This is a genomic window from Candidatus Pelagibacter ubique HTCC8051 (assembly GCF_000472605.1).
Lineage (GTDB): Bacteria > Pseudomonadota > Alphaproteobacteria > Pelagibacterales > Pelagibacteraceae > Pelagibacter > Pelagibacter communis_B.
The window spans coordinates 415,406-436,335 of the sequence record NZ_KI421440.1 but is presented as its reverse complement, the minus strand read 5'-3'; the positions used below and the strand labels follow the sequence as shown (position 1 = coordinate 436,335).

Annotated in this window: 29 protein-coding genes and 1 riboswitch; of the genes, 15 read left to right on the top strand and 14 right to left on the bottom strand. The window is 29.6% G+C overall.

Annotation, left to right across the window (positions count from 1 at the left end; genetic code table 11):
• The first annotated feature begins 67 nt into the window (after positions 1-67).
• Both F754_RS0102310 and F754_RS0102305 read left to right on the top strand, forming a co-directional pair.
• Positions 68-646, top strand: a complete 579-nt coding sequence (locus F754_RS0102310; RefSeq protein WP_023648306.1) for a serine acetyltransferase — start codon at positions 68-70, stop codon at positions 644-646.
• The gene (locus F754_RS0102305) at positions 646-1,647 is read left to right on the top strand and encodes a cysteine synthase A (RefSeq protein WP_023648305.1); all 1,002 of its coding nucleotides are present in this window, start codon (positions 646-648) and stop codon (positions 1,645-1,647) included. Before F754_RS0102310 ends, F754_RS0102305 begins: the two co-directional genes overlap by 1 nt.
• Here the strand turns inward: F754_RS0102305 and F754_RS0102300 are convergent.
• On the bottom strand, positions 1,644-2,057 hold the full coding sequence (locus F754_RS0102300; protein ID WP_023648304.1) for a hypothetical protein: 414 nt from the start codon (positions 2,055-2,057) through the stop codon (positions 1,644-1,646). The genes F754_RS0102305 and F754_RS0102300 overlap by 4 nt on opposite strands.
• Positions 2,058-2,306: 249 nt before the next feature.
• On the opposite strand from F754_RS0102300, the gene F754_RS0102295 reads away from it, so the two are divergent.
• From F754_RS0102295 to F754_RS0102260, 8 genes are read left to right on the top strand one after another with little or no spacing between them, the layout of a single operon-like run.
• Positions 2,307-2,621 (top strand): hypothetical protein, encoded by a 315-nt coding sequence (locus F754_RS0102295; protein ID WP_023648303.1) that lies wholly within the window; start codon positions 2,307-2,309, stop codon positions 2,619-2,621.
• A gap of 21 nt (positions 2,622-2,642) precedes the next feature.
• Positions 2,643-3,026: a nuclear transport factor 2 family protein gene (locus F754_RS07555; RefSeq protein WP_023648302.1), complete on the top strand. Its 384-nt coding sequence runs from the start codon at positions 2,643-2,645 to the stop codon at positions 3,024-3,026.
• Positions 3,027-3,044: 18 nt separating this feature from the next.
• Positions 3,045-3,335, top strand: a complete 291-nt coding sequence (locus F754_RS0102285; protein WP_023648301.1) for a hypothetical protein — start codon at positions 3,045-3,047, stop codon at positions 3,333-3,335.
• 19 nt (positions 3,336-3,354) lie between these two features.
• Positions 3,355-3,645 (top strand): hypothetical protein, encoded by a 291-nt coding sequence (locus F754_RS0102280; protein ID WP_023648300.1) that lies wholly within the window; start codon positions 3,355-3,357, stop codon positions 3,643-3,645.
• A 5-nt stretch (positions 3,646-3,650) separates the two neighbouring features.
• Positions 3,651-3,971 (top strand): nuclear transport factor 2 family protein, encoded by a 321-nt coding sequence (locus F754_RS0102275; protein ID WP_023648299.1) that lies wholly within the window; start codon positions 3,651-3,653, stop codon positions 3,969-3,971.
• Between the two features lie 38 nt (positions 3,972-4,009).
• Positions 4,010-4,342 (top strand): multidrug transporter, encoded by a 333-nt coding sequence (locus F754_RS0102270; RefSeq protein ID WP_023648298.1) that lies wholly within the window; start codon positions 4,010-4,012, stop codon positions 4,340-4,342.
• 2 nt (positions 4,343-4,344) lie between these two features.
• Positions 4,345-4,572: a DUF2798 domain-containing protein gene (locus tag F754_RS0102265; RefSeq protein WP_023648297.1), complete on the top strand. Its 228-nt coding sequence runs from the start codon at positions 4,345-4,347 to the stop codon at positions 4,570-4,572.
• Positions 4,573-4,574: 2 nt separating this feature from the next.
• Complete coding sequence (locus F754_RS0102260; protein WP_023648296.1) at positions 4,575-4,910, top strand: multidrug transporter; 336 nt, start codon at positions 4,575-4,577, stop codon at positions 4,908-4,910.
• Here the strand turns inward: F754_RS0102260 and F754_RS0102255 are convergent.
• The 5 genes from F754_RS0102255 to F754_RS0102235 form a co-directional block, all read right to left on the bottom strand.
• Entirely contained in the window at positions 4,907-5,254 is a 348-nt protein-coding gene (locus tag F754_RS0102255; protein ID WP_023648295.1) for a DUF779 domain-containing protein, read from the bottom strand. The genes F754_RS0102260 and F754_RS0102255 overlap by 4 nt on opposite strands.
• A gap of 46 nt (positions 5,255-5,300) precedes the next feature.
• Positions 5,301-6,824, bottom strand: a complete 1,524-nt coding sequence (locus F754_RS0102250) for an aldehyde dehydrogenase (RefSeq protein ID WP_027303433.1) — start codon at positions 6,822-6,824, stop codon at positions 5,301-5,303.
• 345 nt (positions 6,825-7,169) lie between these two features.
• Complete coding sequence (locus F754_RS0102245; RefSeq protein WP_023648293.1) at positions 7,170-7,514, bottom strand: DUF952 domain-containing protein; 345 nt, start codon at positions 7,512-7,514, stop codon at positions 7,170-7,172.
• A 2-nt stretch (positions 7,515-7,516) separates the two neighbouring features.
• Positions 7,517-8,080, bottom strand: a complete 564-nt coding sequence (locus F754_RS0102240) for a DUF924 domain-containing protein (RefSeq protein ID WP_023648292.1) — start codon at positions 8,078-8,080, stop codon at positions 7,517-7,519.
• Positions 8,077-8,883 (bottom strand): inositol monophosphatase, encoded by an 807-nt coding sequence (locus F754_RS0102235; protein WP_023648291.1) that lies wholly within the window; start codon positions 8,881-8,883, stop codon positions 8,077-8,079. Before F754_RS0102235 ends, F754_RS0102240 begins: the two co-directional genes overlap by 4 nt.
• Positions 8,884-8,949: 66 nt before the next feature.
• Between F754_RS0102235 and F754_RS0102230 the strand changes: the two genes are divergently transcribed.
• Both F754_RS0102230 and F754_RS0102225 read left to right on the top strand, forming a co-directional pair.
• Complete coding sequence (locus tag F754_RS0102230; RefSeq protein WP_023648290.1) at positions 8,950-10,053, top strand: TauD/TfdA family dioxygenase; 1,104 nt, start codon at positions 8,950-8,952, stop codon at positions 10,051-10,053.
• A complete protein-coding gene (locus F754_RS0102225) occupies positions 10,050-10,907 on the top strand; it encodes an NAD(P)-dependent oxidoreductase (protein ID WP_023648289.1) in 858 nt (285 codons plus the stop codon). The genes F754_RS0102230 and F754_RS0102225 overlap by 4 nt, the downstream gene beginning before the upstream one ends.
• Positions 10,908-10,950: 43 nt before the next feature.
• Here the strand turns inward: F754_RS0102225 and F754_RS0102220 are convergent, their stop codons facing one another.
• The 5 genes from F754_RS0102220 to F754_RS0102200 all read right to left on the bottom strand — a co-directional run bounded on the left by F754_RS0102220 (position 10,951) and on the right by F754_RS0102200 (position 14,759).
• A complete protein-coding gene (locus F754_RS0102220; RefSeq protein ID WP_027303432.1) occupies positions 10,951-11,514 on the bottom strand; it encodes a heme-binding protein in 564 nt (187 codons plus the stop codon).
• 4 nt (positions 11,515-11,518) lie between these two features.
• Positions 11,519-12,085, bottom strand: a complete 567-nt coding sequence (locus tag F754_RS0102215) for a hypothetical protein (RefSeq protein WP_023648287.1) — start codon at positions 12,083-12,085, stop codon at positions 11,519-11,521.
• Between the two features lie 51 nt (positions 12,086-12,136).
• Positions 12,137-12,892 (bottom strand): sulfite exporter TauE/SafE family protein, encoded by a 756-nt coding sequence (locus F754_RS0102210; RefSeq protein WP_023648286.1) that lies wholly within the window; start codon positions 12,890-12,892, stop codon positions 12,137-12,139.
• Complete coding sequence (locus tag F754_RS0102205; RefSeq protein WP_023648285.1) at positions 12,883-13,152, bottom strand: GNAT family N-acetyltransferase; 270 nt, start codon at positions 13,150-13,152, stop codon at positions 12,883-12,885. Before F754_RS0102205 ends, F754_RS0102210 begins: the two co-directional genes overlap by 10 nt.
• A gap of 173 nt (positions 13,153-13,325) precedes the next feature.
• A complete protein-coding gene (locus F754_RS0102200; protein WP_023648284.1) occupies positions 13,326-14,759 on the bottom strand; it encodes a helix-turn-helix transcriptional regulator in 1,434 nt (477 codons plus the stop codon).
• Between the two features lie 111 nt (positions 14,760-14,870).
• Between F754_RS0102200 and F754_RS07770 the strand changes: the two genes are divergently transcribed.
• From F754_RS07770 to F754_RS0102185, 3 genes are all read left to right on the top strand, one after another.
• Positions 14,871-15,032, top strand: a complete 162-nt coding sequence (locus F754_RS07770; protein WP_023648283.1) for a hypothetical protein — start codon at positions 14,871-14,873, stop codon at positions 15,030-15,032.
• Between the two features lie 55 nt (positions 15,033-15,087).
• A complete protein-coding gene (gene aceA / locus F754_RS0102190) occupies positions 15,088-16,362 on the top strand; it encodes an isocitrate lyase (RefSeq protein WP_023648282.1) in 1,275 nt (424 codons plus the stop codon).
• A 92-nt stretch (positions 16,363-16,454) separates the two neighbouring features.
• Positions 16,455-17,594: a glycine cleavage system protein T gene (locus tag F754_RS0102185; protein WP_023648281.1), complete on the top strand. Its 1,140-nt coding sequence runs from the start codon at positions 16,455-16,457 to the stop codon at positions 17,592-17,594.
• Here F754_RS0102185 and F754_RS0102180 read toward each other — a convergent pair.
• The 3 genes from F754_RS0102180 to F754_RS0102170 all read right to left on the bottom strand — a co-directional run bounded on the left by F754_RS0102180 (position 17,591) and on the right by F754_RS0102170 (position 20,830).
• A complete protein-coding gene (locus tag F754_RS0102180) occupies positions 17,591-18,358 on the bottom strand; it encodes an ABC transporter permease (RefSeq protein WP_023648280.1) in 768 nt (255 codons plus the stop codon). The genes F754_RS0102185 and F754_RS0102180 overlap by 4 nt on opposite strands.
• Complete coding sequence (locus F754_RS0102175) at positions 18,348-19,283, bottom strand: ABC transporter ATP-binding protein (RefSeq protein WP_023648279.1); 936 nt, start codon at positions 19,281-19,283, stop codon at positions 18,348-18,350. The genes F754_RS0102180 and F754_RS0102175 overlap by 11 nt, the downstream gene beginning before the upstream one ends.
• A gap of 104 nt (positions 19,284-19,387) precedes the next feature.
• Entirely contained in the window at positions 19,388-20,830 is a 1,443-nt protein-coding gene (locus F754_RS0102170; RefSeq protein ID WP_023648278.1) for a sodium:solute transporter family protein, read from the bottom strand.
• A riboswitch (TPP riboswitch) is annotated at positions 20,817-20,906 on the bottom strand. It overlaps the preceding gene by 14 nt.
• Positions 20,907-20,930: the final 24 nt, after the last annotated feature.

Below are 20,930 nucleotides of genomic sequence, written 5' to 3'. Positions count from 1 at the left end.
ATTTTGATTTAATACACTATATAAAAGCTAATTTAATAATCAATAAGTCAAATTTTACAAACTAAAGATGAGTGTTTTTTTACAATCTATAATTGATCGAGATCCTGCTGCTAAATCTAAACTAAGTTTAATCTTAACTTATCCCGGTGTAAAAGCAGTTTTTTTTCATAGAATTGCAAATTTTTTCAGTGTTGCAAAATTTGATTTATTAGCTCGTATAATTTCACAATTTTCAAGATTTCTAACTGGTATTGAAATTCATCCAGGGGCAAAAATTGGAAAAAATTTATTCATAGATCACGGAATGGGTGTTGTAATTGGAGAAACATCTGACATTGGAGATAATGTTACTATTTATCATATGGCAACATTAGGTGGAATAGCACCAAGTATAAATTCAAATGACCAACGAAATATAAAAAGACATCCAACAATTGATGATGAAGTTGTAATTGGATCTGGTGCACAAGTATTAGGACCTGTTACTGTTGGAAGATGTGCAAAGATTGGGGCTAACGCAGTAATCACTAAAGATGTACCAGAAAAAGCAGTAATGGTTGGAATACCTGCAAAAAATGTAGGTTTAGCAGATAGTGAATTCAAAGCATATGGTATTACACCAGACAGTGATACAAAATCAGATTAATGAGCAACATTCAAAATGATTTTATTTCAGGGATTGGTAACACTCCTTTAATAAAATTAAGAGCTGCATCAGAAATTACCGGATGTAATATTTATGGTAAGGCTGAATTTTTAAATCCTGGTGGATCTGTTAAAGATAGAGCTGCATTAGCATTAATAAAAGATGCTCAAGAAAAAAAATTAATTTCAAAAGGTGGGACTGTTGTCGAAGGCACAGCTGGTAATACTGGAATTGGATTGGGACTTTTGGGAAATTCTTTAGGATATAAAACAATTATCGTAATGAATGATAATCAAACTCAAGAGAAAAAAGATTTACTTAGAAACTTAGGAGCCGAATTAAGATTGGTTACACCTAAACCTTATAAGGATGAAAATAACTTCGTAAAAATTGCAGCAAGATTAGCCGATGAATTAAGACCCTCAAATAATAACGGAGTTATCTGGGCTAATCAATTTGATAATACTGCAAACGCCAAAGGTCATTATGAAGGAACTGGACAAGAAATTTGGAAACAAACAGATGGTAAAGTGGATGGTTTTGTTTGTTCATCTGGAACTGGTGGTACAATTTCAGGAGTAAGTAATGCCCTTAAAGAAAAGAATAAAGATATCAAAATCTATCTATCAGATCCAAAAGGATCTGCTCTTTATAACTATATAAAGAATGGTGAATTAAAATCTGATGGTGGATCAATTACAGAAGGAATTGGATCAAGTAGAGTAACTAAAAACTTTAAAGATGCTAAAATTGATGATGCGTATTCAATTGATGATCATGAAGCATTGCCTATTCTTTACGATTTAATTCAAAATGAAGGATTAAGTCTTGGTACTAGCTGTGGAATTAATATTGCAGGTGCAATAAGACTTGGTAAAGAATTGGGTCCTGGAAAAACGATTGTTACCATTCTTTGTGATAGAAGTGATAAATATTCTACAAAAATGTTTAATAAGAAATTTCTTGAAGAAAAAGGCTTGCCCTTCCCTAATTGGCTTTAAATATAGATTTTATCAGATAATCCAAAAATAAGAACTGCACTTAAAATTGTGAAAACTAATGGTGCGATGATAGCTTCATTAGAATCGTTTTTAACACCTGTTTTATCAATCTTAAGCGAATAAGTATTCACAAGTAATACACAAATATTTTGAACAAAAATTAGATTAAAGAATGCCCAAGTTCCTTCAACACCATTAGGTCTTACAAACATAATATAAAGAGCCATTAAAAATGATCCAAAAAATATTGCTCCAGCCATTCTCATGATGGTTGCTGCAGTCTCATCAATTTCAAATTTTGCTCTAAAATTTTGGTTTCCAATTATCATTTGATAAGCGTAAACACCAAAACCAATAAAGTGGATTAAGAAAACAATTAAATAAAAAATTCCATTAAATTTATCGATCATATTAAAATACTATAAAAAAAATTATGGTTTGTAAAATTTTAAACTCTTTTCTAGAGTGAGTTGAAAATAAAAATTTAAAGCGTCATTTAATCATATATTGAAAAATTCTAATTAGAGTAAGTTTTTATGATAATTAAATCATTACAATAAGTATGATTAAAATACATATCTAAAATGTAATTTTAACACTGCTTTATCTGACTGTTGATGGGTTAACGTTTAAAAACAAAAACTTAAAGGAGATAGATAATGCAAGCAATTTATACAAGAACAATGAGAGTGAAGGATGATGGTTTGGGTAAGGCAATGGAGATTTGCCAAGGTTTAGCAAAAGTAAGAAAAAAATATTATCCCAAACACCAGATTTATTTTTCTTTTCAAATTGGTGGTGATCCTAGAACAGTTAGAGAAACAGTAATTGGTACCATGTTTGAAGATGATAATTTTGAGGCAGATCAAAAAATGTCTGCAGATAAAAAATACCAAAACCTTCAAAAACAATTAAAGAAAGTTACTGTTGAAGGAACTATTAAAGACGAAATTAGATATATTTTTTCAGAGTAAACTTAGAAAAGGAGATAAAAAATGAATGCAAAAGATACAGTAAGTAAAGGTTACGATTGTTTTAGTAAAGGAGACATGGAAACATTTTTTAATGAAGTTATTCATGATGATTGTGTGTGGACTCATCCTGGTGTACCTGGCAAACATCCATTATCAGGAGTGCATAATGGCAAACAAGCTATGATGGAAGGGTTTTCAAAAATTCCAACAATGTGGGAAAACTTTCAAGTAACACCTATTGATATGATTAGTGAAGGTAACAAAGTATTTGTAAGATGTAGTGGAAAAGCAACAGGTATGGATACAATTTTTGGACATTATTTTGAGGTCACAGATGATGGCAAGATATCTGCTATGACAACTTACGATGATACTTTAACTGCTTTCAACTCAATGAAAAAATAAACAAAAAGGAAATAACACATGAAAAACTACATAGTAACACACACTTTTAAATCAAAAGAAGCGAAAGCTAAAATGATGGAAGTTACTGGTTCAATGTCAATGGAAGATATGACTAAAGCAATGACTAGTGAAAATGCAAAGTGTCAAATGAGCTGGAACACACCAGGTGATAACTTAACAATGTTTTGTTGGTGGAAAGGTAATGATCCAGATGCAATTAATAAACAATTAGAGTCTATGAATGATTTCTATGAACCTCATAAATTTGTTGAGTGTACAGATGATATTATAGATTTTAACGCTAAATAAAGAATAAAGGAGTTAGAAAATGATAGTAAAAATAGAAGGACCAATTGAAACTTTTGCTAAATGGAAAGCAATGGTTCACAACAATTCAGAAAAAATCAAAAAATATGGAATGACATTTCTTTATGCCGGATCTGAAAAAGGCAATGAAACTAAAATCACTGCAATAATTAGATTTGATACCATGGAAGGTCTTGAAGGTTTTAAGGCTGATGATGAGCTTCATAAAGAAAGAGCTGCAGCCGGGGTAGATTTAGCTAATTCGGTTACAACTCCGATGGGAGATGATCTTCTAGAACAATACAAAGGATAACAAATATGTCAATATTAGCAAAGTATAATGCTGCCATGGAAGCAAAAGATGAGTCTGCAATGAATGAAATTTTACATGATGATTATAAGTTTACCATGCATGCATCAGGTAATGTTTTAGGAAAAGCAGATGTAATCAAGTGGGCAATGAGTGGTGACATTAAAAGAGATAAAATAAGAGTGATTTTTGAAAATGATGAAATTGGTGTTGAGCATGCATTTGTATCATTTAATGATGGAAATACAGAAGCGGTAATGGCTGTATTTAAATATCAAGATGGAAAAATGATCTCTCTTGAAACGGGTGCAACTAAGATACCTAAATAATTATATATATTTAGCGAGATTTCATTTAATGTTATCAAATGAGTCTCGCTACTTCTTACGCTTTCCTTATCCTAGCCGTTATCTTAGGAGTAACTTCAAATAGTTTTGCAAAAAGTGCTGAGGGTTTTACCCTTCTCTTTCCAAGTATAATTACAGGTATTACGATAGTTATGTGCATGTATGCACTTTCAATGGTAATGAAAAATATTCCAATGGGTATAACTTATGCTTCTTTTGCAGGACTTACAATTATTGCAACTGTAGTTGTTGGTATAATTAGATTTAATCAGGTTCCAAATCTATATTCGATAATAGGATTAGCTCTAATTATTGCTGGAGTTTTAATGGTCAACTTGTTAGGTAATAATTAATAATGATTTCAAAAAAATACGCACAGCCTTTGTTTATGATATTAATGTCTTTTGGTATGAGTGTTATTATGAGTGGAGTTGTAACTGGAGTTAACACTGGAATAGCAGATGGGTTTTATGGAAGATGGTTTTATTCATGGTTGTTTGCATTTCCAGTTGCATTAATTGCAGCTTTTACTTTGGCACCTCTTATGAGACCCTTAGTTAACAAAATCGCATCAAAAGATTAATTATGAAACCATTTGTAGGATATATCATTTTAACAATAGGTATTTTTACAGGCATAGCTGCTAATAGTTTTGCTAAAATTTCTGATGGTTTTACAAAGTTAACCCCAACTATATTGTGTCTAATCTTGATGTGTATAACTATGTTTTCACTATCAAAAGCAATGTCTGTAATACCAGTGGGTTTTGCTTACTCTACTTATAGTGGTCTTACTGTTACAGGTGTTTTAGTATTTGCAATGATAAAATATAATCAAATACCAAATTTATATGCAATGATTGGTATAACTTTAATTGTTATTGGCGTTGTAATGGTTAATTACTTAGGAAAACTAAATTAATTTATTGTAGAATTTTCAGGCACACAGATTTCAGATCTTGTCAAAAACCTTCTCCCAGTTCCGTTATCTAAAGAAAACATTCCACCCATACCCTTAATACAATCAATTATTAAATCTGTATTTTTCCAAGCATCGTGTTGAGTTTTACTAATATAAAAAGGTAAACCTCCAATTTTACCCACTAGAATATCTTGGTCTCCAACTAAATATTCTTTAGCTGGATAACACATTGGCGCACTACCATCGCAACATCCACCTGATTGGTGGAATAATAAATCTTCTCCATGAGTTTTTTTCAAATCTTCAATTAGCTCGAGTGCAGTAGGTGTAGCTGAAACTTTCATATTTAATATGGCCCGTAAATTTGTACGGGCCACTTTAATTTATCTGTTAAAAGAAACCTAGTTTATTTTCTGCATAAGACACATGTAGATTTTTATTTTGTCTATAGTGATTAAGCATCATTTTATGAGTTTCTCTTCCAACACCTGATTGTTTGTAACCTCCAAATGGAGAGTGAGCAGGATAAGCGTGATAACAATTCGTCCACACAATACCTGCTTGAATACCTCGTCCCATTCTATATGCGATATTACCATTTCTAGTCCACACACCGGCACCAAGTCCATAAAGCGTATCATTAGCAATTTCTAATGCGTGCGCTTCATCTTTAAACTTAGTAACAGAAACTACAGGACCAAAAATTTCTTCCTGGAAGATTCTCATACTATTGTCACCTTCAAAAATAGTTGGTTGAATATAATTTCCATTTTCCAATCCACTATTTAATTTAGCAACATCTCCACCGCATAGAACTTTGGCACCTTCTTTCTTACCTAAATCGAGATAAGATTTGATTTTTTCCATTTGTTCTACTGATGCTTGAGCACCAATCATAGTTTCCATTTTTAAGGGGTTGTCTTGAACTACAGCTTTTGTTCTAGCAATTACTTTTTCCATGAATTTATCATAAATAGACTCTTGGACTAAAGCTCTACTTGGACAAGTACATACTTCTCCTTGGTTCAAGTTAAACATTACAAATCCTTCAACACACTTATCTAAAAAGGCATCATCTTTATCCATGATGTCTTCAAAGAAAACGTTTGGAGATTTTCCACCTAATTCCAAAGTAATAGGAATTAAGTTCTGTGCAGCATACTGCATAATCAAACGTCCAGTAGTTGTTTCTCCTGTAAATGCAATTTTAGCTATTCTGTCAGATGAAGCTAATGGTTTACCTGCTTCAAGACCAAATCCACTAACAATATTTACTACTCCTGGGGGTAGCAAATCACCAATCAATTCCATCATAAGCATGATAGAAGCTGGTGTTTGTTCTGCTGGTTTTAAAACAGAGCAATTTCCTGCAGCTAAAGCTGGAGCTAATTTCCATGTAGCCATCAATAATGGAAAATTCCATGGAACTATCTGTCCGACAACACCTAAAGGTTCAGGTATATTATAAGAATATTGAGAGTTACTAATTTCAGCAACAGATCCTTCCTCTGCTCTAATAACACCTGCAAAATATCTCCAATGATCGATAACTAACGGTAAATCAGCTGCCATACATTCTCTTATTGGCTTACCGTTATCCAAACATTCTGCTGTTGCTAATAGATCTAGATTTTTTTCTAAAACATCAGCAATTTTATTCATTATATTTGATCTTGTAGTAATATCTGTTTTACCCCATTCTTTAAATGCCTCATGAGCAGCATCTAAAGCTGCATCTACATCTTTGGCATCTGATCTAGCCATTTGACATATAACTTCATTGTTAATCGGACTTACGTTATCAAAATATTTTCCTGATTTAGGCTCAACAAACTTACCTCCAATATAATTTCCATACTTTGCTTTGAATGGAAACGGTACCTTAAGATGCGATGTATCTAAAGATGCAGACACACTACCTTTTATAGTTTCTGTACTCATTTTTATGACCTTTCCGTTTTTATTATTTTTAAGCTTATTATTATTTCTAGAAATTTTAGAACGCTTCTTAGTCGCAGATAATTTATTAACAACTTTTTTTTTAGTTTTAGATTTTTTTCTAGATACTTTGACTAATTTAGTTTTTTTTTTCTTAGTCTTTTTTTTTGCTACTTTTTTTCGTTTAATAGCCATTAATTAATTTAACTACTAATAAAAGTAAGTGTCTATTTTATTTAATTTTATTTACAATTTTTGATTGAATTTAATACTGTATAATGTGTCATATTTTTGATACCTACTATTAGCAGATTAAACTAATTAAAATATATTTGGTATTTTATGAATATTATCTTTGTCTAAACTTATTTCAAACTCATCAACAACACTAGATAAATCTAATGAAGAGTATAAATGAGGAAACATATTACCATCAGAAGCTTGTTCCCAAATTAAATGGTCTAATTTTAATGTTTCAACTTTAAGTAAAACTAAGTTTTTTTTTTTGGAATAATGCTTTTTAAGAGTTCCTTTCACTTGATCTTCTCCTGAAAAATGAATGAAACCATCTTCTATATCTTTTGAAGATCCAGAATAACTCCCTTTAACTTTTGCTTTTTGCCACTCATCAATATCTATGATTTTAAAAATATATTTTAAATTCACAATTACCAGGATGAATTAGGACTTTTTAAAAAAGCAAGTTCTTCTTCAGTAGATTCTCTTTCAAGTATTTTATTTCTATGGGGATATCTATGAAATAATCGAATTGCTTTTGTGTGGTCTTGCCAAAATTTTTTAATTTGAACATATCCCTCATGTTCTCTTAAATACTTATTTAGCAAATAATAAGCCATGTCATGATCAGTTATTTCTTCACTATGAATAAGAGGTAAAATCATGAAAAATCTCTGGCTCTCATTCATAGACTCTAAGTAGCCTGCATACACTGCATCATTAACAATTAATCTTGTTTTATGATCTTGCGCAAAAGCTTTTTTATCATCCCTAAACATATTTCTTGAAAATTGATCAAAAAGAATCACTAACGCAAGCGCACTCATAGGTTTATCTTGCCAATCATCATACTCATTTTGGCTTGCTAGCTCATAATCATTTAAAAATTTATCTCTTATAGTTTTGTCAAACACTTTATCTTTCTTAAATCTCTTTTCAGATGGAGTTTCTTTAAACCAAAAATCTAAAATTTGTTGAGCTTTTTCAGGAATCATTTTGAAACAGGTTTCAATAATTTTAAAAATTTTTCATGAATAGTTTTATTAGAAGATACTAGAATATTTCCAGCATTAACTGCATCTTTGTTATCCCAGGTAGAAAGATATCCACCCGCAGCTTTAACAATCGGAATTATTGGATGAATATCCCAAATTTTATTAGAGCATTGAATTACAATATCAACTCTACCTTCTGCTAAGTGTGAGTAACTTAAAGCATCACTACAAGGGAATTGCATTAATTTTAATATTTGTGGAATTTTTTTTTGTTTATCTAATGAAAGCCACCCATGAAATGCTGCTGACACTTTTACATCTTTAAATTTAACTTTTTTGTTAACAGATATTTTTTTTCTTTTTCCATTATCAACTACATATGCAACTTTATCAGAATGGTTTATGTAATATTTTTTAAGTACTGGAAAATTAGCCAAACCCAAAACAGGATTTCCTTTATAATTTAATGAAATCAGATTACTCCAAGTTGGGTTACCAATAACAAACGATCTAGTACCATCTATCGGGTCAATCACCCAGGTGAAATCACTTTTAGACTTTTTGTGACCAAACTCTTCACCAATTACTTGATGATTGGGAAATTCTTTTTTGATTTTAGATCTTATAAATTTCTCAAACGCTTTGTCAGAAGTTGTTACTGGGTCATATCCTTTGCCTTTAAGTTTATTAGATACTTTAAAAGTTCTATTCAATTTAGAATAATAAAAACTAGTTAGGTCTTTTGCTAGTTTGTTTAAAAAATTAGCATAAATTGAGTAGTTTTTTGAATTAAATTTATCCACAACAATTTCATACTATTTTATTTATGTTGAATAAAGTTAAAATTTAAATAATTCTTGATTTTAATTATGAAAATTGAACTCAATGAAAATAAAGTTTATTTCAACAGTGGTTCAAGCAAAAAAGAAATACATCCATTTTGGCTAAGAGAAAGAGTTGATGGTGAAGAATTTTTAGACAAAGGTACTCAACAACGACTATTTGATCCAACAACCTTGAGTAATGAAATATCAATTAATACCGCTATTATTAATGAAAAATTTCTTGAAATAGACTTTAATGATGGTGTTAAATCTAAATTAGATATTGATAAACTTGCCTTAGAATTTTCTAATGAGGATACTGTTATAAAATCTATTCCTAAAATTAAATGGAATTCAACATTAGAAAATATAAAAAATTTTAAATATCAAGATGATTTTTTTGATAGCAAAGAAATGTATGATTTGCTTGTTTCTTTTTACAAATATGGGTTTGTAATCATTAAAAATATTCCAACAGACAACAACTTTATTGTAAAATTTGCAAATTCAATTGGAAGTGTCAGAAGAACAAATTTTGGGGAATTTTTTGATGTTAAATCTAAACCAGATCCAAATGATTTAGCATACACATCTTTAGGGCTTTCACCTCATACTGATAATCCTTACCGTAATCCTGTTCCATGTATTCAATTACTTCATTGTATTGAAAGTGAAGTAACAGGCGGACTGTCTACATTAGTAGATGGTTTTACTGTGACAGAGGATTTAAAAAAAGAAAATCTAGAATTTTATAAAATTTTATCAGAAGTAAAAGTTAGATTTAAATTCATTGATAAGGATGTGGTTTTAGAAGATTGGTCAGAATTGATTAAACTTGATGACGATAAAACTTTTAAACAAGTTAGATTTAGTCCAAGATTAGATTATGTGCCAATGTTAGATAAAGAAAAATTAGATCTATATTATAAAGCTCGTAAAAAATTATCTGAAATGTACAACTCTGCTAAATATAGAATAGAATTTAAACTTTCTCCAAAAGATTTAATAATGATGGATAATTATAGATTACTTCATGGTAGAACTTCATATGAAGTGAAAGAGGGAAATAGATTTTTACAAGGTTGCTATATTGATTATGATAGTACCGAAGGTAAACTAAGACACTTAAAAAGAAAATTCAATTTATGAATAACGTTGGTTTTATTGGTGTAGGCTACATGGGTTATGGTATAGCTAAAAATATTTTGGAAAAAGGTAATAACCTGTTTGTAATCGCTAATAAAAATAGAAAACCAATAGAAAAAATTGTAAGTAAAGGTGCAACAGAAGTTAAAACTTTAGAAGAATTTAAAGAAAAACAAGTAAATGTTTTAATTAAATGTGTAACTAATACCCCTATTGCAAAAGAAATTGCTCTTAAACTATCTAAAATTTTAGATAAAAATACTTTAATAATTGATATCACAACCCACAATAAAACAGGATCAATTGAAACTGAAAAAATTTATCAGTCTAACAATATTAATTATATTGAGTGCCCGGTAATGGGAGGCCCAGTTCAAGCAGAAGAAGGAGTATTAGGTGGTATTGTAGGAGCAGATGACAATAACTTTAAATTAGCAGAACCAATATTAAAACTTTTTTGTAAAAATTATTTTCATTTTGGTCCTGTTGGAATGGGTGCAAAATCAAAACTTTTAAACAATTTTTTAACACTTGGTAATGCTGCTTTAATAAATCATATGGCAAAAGCAGCCAAAAAATTTGATCTCGATTTACAAAAATTATTTGATGTTGCAAAACTTGGTTCTGGAAATTCGGCTGCACTTATTAGAGTATTTGATGCTTTGCTTGCGGGAGACTTTAAGGGATTTAAATTTACAGCAACTAATTCTGTTAAAGACTTAACCTATATTCAAGATCTACTAAAAGATTTTCCAGAAGCTGAAAAAGTTGCTGAAGACAATAAAAATTATTTTCAAAAAGCTGTAGATGATGGCTATGGTGAAAATTTTATTAGTGAGTTAATTGATAAAAAATAATTTTAAAGAATTAGTTAAATTATTGAGAAACTACTTAGATTAATTAATACTCCACTTTAAACATTGCTTCGTTTCTTCTATTCATTGGCAATGTAAAGGGGCTATCATAAGTTGCTCTTATTGGGGGGCTTATAATTTTAATATTGTTGGTTTTTAACTCTTTTAAAAGAATGTCTTTATGTTTAATAAAATTTTTATCACTTGCTCTTCCAGAATATCTGGTAACAGCGTAATAACCTCCTTCAATATTTACAATTCTTACATTTTTCCTTGTCGGTTTGGGGGCATTTTTTAGATTAAATTTTGAAGGAAGATAGAATTGCATACTCATATTTCCATTCTTTTCAAATTGAGTAACAGGGGTAGTCATATTAATCTTCTCATTATCCTCATTTCTTCCAGATATATAATTAAACAGTTTTCTAAAATTATTCTCAGAACCAGAGTCTATAGTTTCAACAGCTAAACGATCAGAATATTTTCTTATTTCAAAAATTTCATTATTTTGAACAACTGTATAATTAGGTTCATCGTAAGCCATTGATAAAGAATAAGGCAAAAGGACTAAAGAAAGAAATAAAAGAATAATAAATTTTGAAAATTTCATAGATTTAAATAACCTTGTATTCAAAATTTTGTGTGTTTTCATTAATTTGTACTAATTTAGCACCATTTCTTTTGTGAAAGGTAGTTGCCATCTCAGTTAATGGTGAAAGTGTAACTAATCTATTTAAATGATTTGATTTTTTAATTTTTTTGAACACTTCTTTAACTATTAATTTACCCCCACCTTTTTTCTTTGACCAAACAGTATAAGCTATTGCTATTTGACCACCACTTTGATCTCGCATCGCACTTTGTAAAAAAGCATCTGTGCTCAATTTTTCTAATTCATCAACACTCTTAGGAATTTGATTTGTGTAAGCAAAACACATAACTGCATAAATTTCACCTTTGTATTCAACACCATATATTTTACGGCCGTACCCTGTTCTAAACTTATTATCTAACTCAGGTCTAACCGGATCCTCTTTAATATTACATTCTTTAAGCTCAACAAGTTTAGCTCCTTTTACCCAGTTAAAAAAACTATCAATATTTTTACCCAAGATTTGTTTATTTTTTCTGATACGTGCTTTAATTCTTGGTTTAAATTTTTTATTTAAAATTCTAATCATATAGATAATAAATATTACTTATTAGGTACATTTCTTAAATTTAAGAAATTGTCACACATATTTAATAAGATAGTCATAAAGTAATTTAGAGCTTGAAAATAAAATGAGTATATAAATTATATTATAAAATAATTTTTCATCTATTATTTTAAGAATTCTATATCCAATATATATTCCAATAATTGCAAGAGGCACAAGTATCATTGATTGTTTAAAGGTTTGAAAATTCATCATTGATAAATGAATATAGAATGGAAGTTTAATTAAATTAACAAAAGTAAAAAAGATAACTCTTGTTCCAACATAAATTTCTTTTTTTAATCTTAATGGTAATAAATAAATACTTGTTGGAGTACCTCCTGCGTGGACACAAAAACTTGTAAACCCGGCAATCGTTGAACATATTCCACCTTTAAAAAAATTCTTTTTAGATTTTTCTTCTTTATTTTTTTTGAATAAAAAATAATGAACTGTAAAAATAAATCCCATTACACCAACAATAAATTTTAGTATATCTTCTGAAAAATATGAAAATGTTAATGACCCTATTAAAATTCCTAATCCAGCAAACGGAATTATTAATTTAAGAATACTTAAATCAAATTCTTTTCTAAATCTATATACCGCAACCATGTCCGAAAATATTAGAATTGGTAAGATAATTGCTAATGCTTGACTTAATGGCATTACTAAAGTCATTAATGGAACTGAAATTAATGATATAGACCCACCTAACCCAGACTTAGCAATGCCATATAGTACAATTGCTGGAACAACCGTGAAAAAAAATAATAAATTTATTTCCATTTATTTAATGAATTTAATAATTTTGAACCTAAAGGACTAATAGGTTCTTGTAGTATTATCTCTTTACCCGTTTTTTCTCTTACAAGTCTAAGTAATTTTTTTGCCAAGCCTTGTTTTCTGAAAATAGGATTAACAAATATGTATTCTACCTCACCTTTGACATTAAAACGTACAAATCCAAGTGTTGTATTTTCATTTTTGTAAGTAAAAACATCATCAGATTCAATAAGCTCATAATTAGAAATATCGATATTGGTCATGTTTATTAATAATTAAGCAGTAAAAGAATAACACTAATGGCAATTATAATCGAACTTACAACTATGTAATTCAATTCAATATTAAATCTTTTATAAACGTATTTAGTAATTTTTTCCCAAAATAGAACAATTAAAAGAATAATTATAGCTGGTAATATATATTTGATCATTATTTAAGAATTATTGTCACTAACATAAACAGAAACTCCTCTAGAGTTTAAATCTACATCAAATTTTTTATGTAATGGTGGAAATGCTCTTTGAGAACAATCCAATCGATCACAAGTTCTACATGAAACGCCAATAGGAATTTCTGTTGATTTATCGTTAATATTTATATTTTCAGTGTATACAAAATCCTTTGCATATTTAGCTTCACAACCAAGACCTATTGATAATATACTTTTTGCTTGCCCAAATCTTCCAATCCCCTTTTCAACAGTTCTTGCTATACAAACATATTTTTCACCATTAGTCATTTTACTTACGGCAGCTTGAATAACTCCTGGTCTTGTTAATGCAGAATAAACATTCCATCTTGGGCATGCTCCACCATATCTAGGTATATCTATTCCTGATAAAGAAAATCTTTTTGATATATTTCCAGCCATATCTACTCTTAAAAAATGAAATGGAATTCCTGGTAGTTTTGGATCTTGTAAACATGTTACTCTGTGTGTAACTTGTTCAAATGAAGTAGCAAAAGTATTTTGTAATAACTCCAAATCATATTTGAGTTTTTTACACTCTGTATGAAATAATTTATAAGGCATTAATATTGCTGCACCACAATAATTTAACAAAGCTACTTTTGTTAATTTTTTAGACTCTTCTGATGGAAAGCTAAAAGTTAATAAGTATTTATCAATTTCTTTACTAGCACCTTCTTGAGCAATTTGTGCTGCTGCATGTAATTTTTTTGTCTCTAATGAGCTATAATCACTTAACAAGAGTTCTTTTTTATTTTTATTATAAATTTTTGAAAAAGGTTTATTTTCATCTGGTATCACATCTATAACGTTAATTGAATATTCAGACTTTAAGTATTCACACAAAGCAATATATCTTGTTCGATTATTTTTTTGAATTTTTTCAAAAACTTTATTTGCAAACTCTTCCAGCTTAGGAAAATAATTTCTATTTTGTTGAAGAAAATCTGAAATAACTTCACCTGGGAATGAATTTTTTCTATTATCAACTATCTTTCCAGATATTTTTTCAATCTTATCAATTAGTTCGTGATCTTTCTTTTTTAATATGTCCCCTAATCTTACAATTGCTTTACCAATTTTAGGATTGGTGCTAACTAAATCTTTAACTTCAGGTCCTAAAATATCTAAGTCCTCAAATAAATTATCATCTAAAATTTCAGAAATTGTATTTTGTAAGTTTAGATCTGTTTTTGATGTTAGATCAGAAAGTTCAATATTTAGCTTTTCACAGACGCTAAGTAACAAATCGCCATCTATTTTTCTTTTTCCACTTTCAATTAAATTTAAATAACTTGGAGATATACTTAAATCTTCCGCTAATTTGTTTGCCTGGAGACCTAATTGTCTTCTAAAAGCTTTGATTTTTGGCCCTATTTTTAAATCTATTTGACTCATATTTACTATTTGTAAATTTTGTAAATTTATTTTTACAATTTTTTTCTTTGATTTACAAGCATTTTTACGAATTTTATAGAAATTGTAAATCTTGTAAATTATAAGATATATATGAACAAAAAATTAAATAATAACGAAAATGAAACTCAAATCATAAAAAAAGAGGATTTTGATCGACATAACAGTAGAGGTATCTACATGAGAGATGATCATTGTGATTGGGGTTCTAGTGGAATGAATGACCTTATTAAGTCTCTAGACGATAATAACTAATCCTTTCTAACTAATTCAATTTCTTAAAACTACTAACATCATAGGACTACTAACAATGAGTGCAGAGAATATCTCATACGATCTAAAAAGATTTGCTGGAATTAAACGTGATTATACGGATGAAGAAGTTGAGAGATTAAGAGGTTCAATCAAAATTGAGTATTCTATGTGTAAAAACCAATCACAAAAACTTTGGAAATTATTAAATACAGAGGCATATGTAAATACACTTGGGTCACTATCAGGAAACCAAGCTGTTCAACATGCTAAAGCAGGATTAAAAGCAATTTATCTTAGTGGATGGCAAGTAGCCGCTGATGCAAACACTGCAGGAGAAATGTATCCTGATCAATCTTTGTACCCTTATGATAGTGCTCCAAAATTAGTCGAAACTATGAATAATTCTTTAATAAGAGCTGATCAAATTCAACATATGGAATTACAAGATGGTGATATGAAGAGAGAGGACTCTGTTGATTATATGTTGCCAATTATAGCTGATGGTGAAGCAGGATTTGGGGGACCACTAAATGTTTTTGAATTAACTAAAAAATTTATAAGAGCTGGAGCAGCAGGTGTTCACTTTGAGGATCAGTTGGCTAGTGAAAAAAAATGTGGTCATATGGGAGGTAAAGTTTTAGTCCCAACTGGAACAATGGTTAAAAATTTGAAATCAGCAAGACTAGCTGCTGATATTGCTGAAGTTCCATTAATTATTTTGGCAAGAACAGATGCTAATGCTGCAAAATTGATTACAAACGATTTTGACGAAAATGATAAACCATTTTTAACAGGTGAAAGATCTCCAGAAGGTTTCTTTTATGTAAAAGATGGAATTGAACAAGCTATTTCAAGAGGACTTGCTTATGCACCTTATGCTGATTTAATTTGGTGTGAAACAGCGACACCAAATCTTGCTGAAGCTAAAAAATTTGCAGATGCAATTCATGAAAAATTTCCTGGAAAGTTATTAGCATACAATTGTTCACCTTCGTTTAATTGGAAAAAACATTTAAGTGATGATGAGATAGCCTCATTCCAACAAGAAATTGCTAAGATGGGTTATAAATTTCAATTTATTACATTAGCTGGATTTCATACTCAAAACATAGCTATATTTGAGCTAGCAGAAAAATACAAAGCAGAAGGTATGGCTGCTTATTCTAGAATACAACAACAAGAGTTTTCTAGAGAAAAAGATGGATACACAAGTGTTAAACATCAAAGAGAAGTTGGTACTTCATATTTTGATGCAGTTTCTAATACTATTAGCAGTGGTAAAAGTTCTACAACTGCAATGGCAGGTTCGACTGAATCTGAACAATTTTAAACAAAAATAGATTCCCTCCAATTTTTTTAATAGCTCCTTAATGGGGCTATTTTTTATTTGAAAATAATGAAATGGACTGTTAGTAGACAAAAATGACTAATAAAAACTTTGGTTTTGGGACGCAAATTAGAAAATCACCTTACTTTGACTCTACGGTTAAATGGGGAGCCACAGGTTTTTCAGTTTATAATCATATGTATATTCCAAGAGATTTTGGGAACCCTGAACAGAATTTTTGGAACTTAATAGAAAAAGCTATTCTTTGTGATGTGGCTGTTGAAAGACAAGTTGAGATCACTGGTCCTGATGCATACAAGTTTATACAATTATTAACGCCTCGAGATTTATCAAAACTTGCTGTTGGTCAATGTAAGTATGTCTTAATTACAAATAATGAAGGTGGTATTTTAAATGATCCAGTTCTATTAAGATTAGCTGAAAATAATTTTTGGTTATCTCTAGCTGATAGTGATGTATTGTTATGGGCACAAGGTGTAGCTGTTAACTCAGGCTTAGATGTACAAATTAGAGAACCAGATGTTTCCCCATTACAGTTACAAGGACCAACATCAGGAGAAATAATGATTAAACTTTTTGGAGAAGATATAAAAGAATTAAAATATTACTGGCTAAGAGAATACAATTTAGATGGTATTCCTTTAGTTGTTTCAAGAACTGGTTGGTCAAGTGAGCTTGGTTATGAAATATATTTAAGAGACGGATCTAAGGGAAATGAATTATATGAAAAAATAATGTTAGCTGGAAAAGATCATGGTTTACAGCCAGGTCATACTTCATCAATTAGAAGGATTGAAGGTGGTATGCTCTCTTATCATGCTGATGCAGATATCAATACCAATCCATTTGAAATAGGATTAGATCGTCTAGTTAGTTTAGATAATGATATAAACTTTATCGGCAAAGAAGCTTTAAAAAAAATTAAACAAAATGGAGTAGCAAGAAAACAGGTGGGTATTGAAATCGATTGTGAACCTTTAAAAGAACCAAATACTACCTTCTGGAAACTTTCAAAAGATAATATGGAAATTGGTAAAATTACATCTGCAGTTTATTCACCAAGACTAAAAAAAAATATAGCTCTAGCTATGGTCTCAGTTGAGCAATCTGAATTAGGAAACAAATTTAAAGTTACTACAAATAAAGGTACATTTGTCTGTACTGTTGTTGAAAAACCTTTTTACGATCCTAAAAAAAAAATAGCTAATAGTTAAGATTTAATATTATAGCCTTTTTTAAGAATAAACGAAACAGCAGTTATACAAATAATCAAAAATACAATCATTGAACTGATACTTTTCCAAATATTAAAATCAGCTACACCGTAAAAAGAAAATCTTAAACTATCAATTAAATAAACTACTGGATTAAAATATGATATTGTCTGCCAAAAAGGTGGTAGCATATCAAGAGAATATAAACTTCCACCTAAAAAAACCATCGGTGTGATTACCAATGATGGGATGATAGACATTTGTTCAAAGTTTTTACTAACAACGCCAATTAAAAATCCAAATAAAGCAAAAGTAAATGAGACTAAAACTAACAGAAATATCATTAACATTGGATATTTGACAGTCACATCAGCAAAAAATGTTGCTGTAATAAAAATTACCGTACCAACCATTAATGTTTTGGTAGCTCCTGCTCCAACAAAAGCGAGGACTGTTTCAAGTGTTGAAATAGGTGCTGCTAAAATTTCGTTAATTGTTCCATTAAATTTTGGAAAAAATATTCCAAATGAAGTATTACTTATTGATTGAGTTAATAGAGTTAACATTAATAAACCTGGAACAATAAACGATCCGTAACTAACACCATCAATTTTTTCAATATACCCTCCAATAACTGAACCAAAAACCACAAAATATAATGATGTAGATATGACTGGTGATAGAATAGACTGACCAATTGTTCTTATAAACCTGTTCATCTCATGAACATAAATAGCTTTGAAACCGTAATAGTTAAATTTCATTATTTTCCTTTACCAAATTAACAAATATTTTTTCCAGGGTACTTTGTTCTGTTTTTAAATCTTTTAATTTTAATCCAGTATCTTTCAAATCTTGCAATAAATCAGTAATACCAGTTTTTTTAGCTTGTACATTATAAGTGTAAATTAAAGATATGTTCTCTTTACCCATTTCAAGATTGTATTTGAGTAAATTTACAGGAATTTTGGTAATTTTTTCTTGTAACTCTACAGTCAACTTTTTATGGCCCATTTTCTTAATTAGTTCTTTTTTATCTTCAACAATAATAATTTCACCTTGATTTATAACAGCCACACGGTCAGCAATAGCTTCGGCTTCTTCAATATAATGTGTTGTTAAAATAATTGTAACTCCAGTTTTTCTAAGATCATCAACAACCATCCACATATCTCTTCTAAGTTCTACATCTACTCCAGCTGTTGGTTCGTCAAGAAATAGTATCTTAGGCTCGTGAGATAAAGCTTTAGCAATTAAAACTCTTCTCTTCATCCCACCAGATAGTTGTCTAAGTCTTTGATCTTTTTTATCCCACAAACTTAAATCTTTTAAAATTTTTTCAATATGTTCTGGTTTAGGTGCTTTACCATATAACCCTCTTGAGTAAGACACGGTGTCAAAGACAGTTTCGAAGGACTCTAAATTTAACTCCTGAGGAACAAGTCCTATTATTGATCTTGTCTCTCTATAATCTTTTATAATATCAAAATTACCTATTGTGACACTACCCGAAGAAGGCTTAACAGTTCCACAAATAATACTGATTAAACTTGTTTTACCAGCACCATTAGGTCCAAGCATTGCAAGAATTTCACCTTGTTTTACTTTAATACTAACATTGTTAAGTGCCTTGAAGCCATTATCATAAACTTTTGATAGATTATTTATAGATATTTGGTTGTCAGACATTCAGATTTGTAAGTTATATAGAGGTTATTTTCTGAATTTCAATAACTTAAAGGTAACAGTGATAAGAGACCATTAAAAATGGTCTCTTAATTTGATTTTTTTAATTAATTTCTTTTTAACTTAAGAATTATCGCTGGAAGAAAAGTTGCTACGATAAAAGATAAAAATAATAATGATTGTAAAATAAATGGAGAAAATAAATCTTTAGGCATCAATATTCCAACAAGTAAACTTTTAGAAAAATCAGGAAATGGAAATAATAAAAAACCACCAATTAAACCAATTACTATTGAAAAATAAGCTGTTCTTTCATTTACACCTTTGTTATAAAAACTATAGAAAACTGTGTAGACAAATGCACAACAAAACAAATCTGCTAACAAGAATAAATATAAAATATCAAAACCTTTTGAAGCAATAAAAAATGATACTAAAGACATTATAATAATGAAATATTTAGATAACTTTAAATAATCAGTCTTCTTATTTAGATTAAATGTTGCTTTACCATCAACCACAAAAAGACTTGAGATCGCATTAACTAAAGTATCTACTGTTGAAATTGTTAATGCTAATCCAAGTGTAATTATTAGTAATGATAAGGATTGTGTTTGTTCTTTCAGTAATAATGTAAAAAATCCTAAATCAGGTCTTTGACTTGGATCTATAGAAAAAGATAACATTCCAGTAAATCCCATGAAAAAAACTATTGGTATAATTATAAAAAAAGAAATTAATAAACTTTGTTTAAGAGTCTGATAGTTTTTTGCAGCATAAACCCTTTGCCAATTTCCTTGATGAAATAAGTTAGTCGCAGCTACAGCAATAAAAAAAGTTAAACCAGATGTATAACTTGGTACGTAAGAGCCACTTAACAATTGTGGATTTTTTTGGTTAATAAATTCAAATGAAAAATTATCTCCTGCGTGGGATAAAATATAAGAGATTGAAATTAATAAAAGTATACCAATCACAATCATTTGAATATTGTCAGTAAAAATTGATGCGCGCAATCCACCATACAATGTGTATGTTAATGTGGCTAAAAGTACTATTAAAGCTGTGATCCAAAGCTCAGTTCCTGATATATAATTTATTAATATAGCTACGGCTGTAACTTCTGCACACAAGAATATAAACATATAAAAAATAGTCATTAACAAGATTAATTTGAATAAGCTTTTTCCAAATTTCTTTCTCATAAATTCTATGAGTGATGAGCCTTTTGGAAATTCAGTTCTAATTTTTTTTCCCAGATAGATTAAAAAAATCATTGGAAAAGCTGTACCAAGTGCATATCCAATCACAGCTCCTATTCCACCCCAGGTAGATGCCGCTGCAGGACCAAATAAAATCCAAGCTCCTAATGCTGAGGCAACTAAACTTGTTGTTAGAGAAAACAAACCTATGTTTCTACTTGCTGTAAGGTAATTATTAATACCTTTAAATTTTCTAGAATGATAAAGACCTAATACTGTAAATATTAAGCTTATAACTATAACTAACGATAACGATGTTGATTGACTTATTAAGTATGTTTTATCCATTATTCTCCCTTTCTGAATTACCGGACAGGTTCTTAGGGTTTAATCTCAGTCTGTTAAGACACCCCTTTAATAATTTGATATTATATTCTTTTTTAGACTA